This window comes from Kitasatospora sp. NPDC048545 (assembly GCF_040651155.1).
Classification (GTDB): domain Bacteria; phylum Actinomycetota; class Actinomycetes; order Streptomycetales; family Streptomycetaceae; genus Kitasatospora.
On sequence record NZ_JBEZIQ010000180.1, the window covers coordinates 1 to 1298 of the forward strand.

General features: G+C 71.3%; 2 protein-coding genes. Both read left to right on the forward strand.

Annotation, left to right across the window (positions count from 1 at the left end; genetic code table 11):
* Positions 1–4: 4 nt before the first annotated feature.
* Complete coding sequence (locus AB0D10_RS46350) at positions 5–82, forward strand: potassium-transporting ATPase subunit KdpA (protein WP_360269146.1); 78 nt, start codon at positions 5–7, stop codon at positions 80–82.
* Positions 82–1298 (forward strand): potassium-transporting ATPase subunit KdpB (gene kdpB / locus AB0D10_RS46355; protein WP_360269170.1); only part of this gene is annotated, 1217 nt, incomplete at its 3' end. The genes AB0D10_RS46350 and kdpB, both read left to right, overlap by 1 nt.

Genomic DNA, 1298 nt, shown 5'->3' on the forward strand with positions numbered 1-1298 from the left:
GGGCGTGATCCTGATCGTCGTCGGCCTCACCTACTTCCCGGCCCTGGCCCTCGGGCCGCTCGCGGAAGGTCTCTCCTCCTGATGTCCACCCCCACGCTCAACCCCGCACCGGCCGACACCGAGGCCGCGACGGCCGCGCCGCACAGAGTGGCCAGCGGCCTCCTCGACCCGAAGCTGATCGTCGCGTCCCTTCCGGACGCGGTGAAGAAGCTCGACCCCCGGGTGATGATCAAGAACCCGGTGATGTTCGTGGTCGAGGTGGGCTCGGTGGTCACCACGATCTCCGCGATAGCCGACCCGTCCGTGTTCGCCTGGTCCATCACCGTGTGGCTCTGGCTGACCACGGTCTTCGCCAACCTGGCCGAGGCCGTGGCCGAGGGCCGCGGCAAGGCGCAGGCCGACACCCTGCGCAAGACCAAGACCGAGAGCGTCGCCCGCCGGCTCACGAACTGGCCCGCCGGTGACGCCGAGGAGGAGGTCCCGGGCACGGCCCTGCGGCTCGGCGACCACGTGGTGGTCGAGGCCGGTCAGGTCATCCCCGGTGACGGTGACGTCGTCGAGGGCGTCGCCTCGGTGGACGAGTCGGCGATCACCGGTGAGTCCGCGCCGGTGATCCGCGAGTCCGGCGGCGACCGCAGCGCTGTCACCGGCGGTACGAAGGTGCTGTCCGACCGGATCGTGGTGAAGATCGCCTCGGAGCCCGGCAAGTCGTTCATCGACCGGATGATCGCCCTGGTCGAGGGCGCCGCCCGGCAGAAGACGCCGAACGAGATCGCGCTCAACATCCTGCTGGCCTCGCTGACCATCGTCTTCCTGGTCGCCGTGGTGACCCTGCAGCCGATGGCCACCTTCGCGGGCGCCCCGCAGTCGATGATCGTGCTGGTCGCCCTGATCGTGGCGCTCATCCCGACCACGATCGGCGCGCTGCTGTCCGCCATCGGCATCGCCGGCATGGACCGGCTGGTGCAGCGCAACGTGCTGGCGATGTCCGGCCGGGCCGTCGAGGCCGCCGGGGACGTCAACACCCTGCTGCTCGACAAGACCGGCACGATCACCCTGGGCAACCGCCAGGCCGCCGAGTTCCTGCCCGCCCCGGGCGTGGGCACCGACGAACTGGCGAGCGCCGCGCAGCTCTCCTCCCTCGCGGACGAGACGCCGGAGGGCCGCTCGATCGTGGTCCTCGCCAAGACCGAGTACGGTCTGCGGGCCCGCGCCCAGGGCGAGCTGACGCACGCCACCTGGGTGCCGTTCACCGCCCAGACCCGCATGTCGGGCGTCGACCTCGACGAGGCCGACGG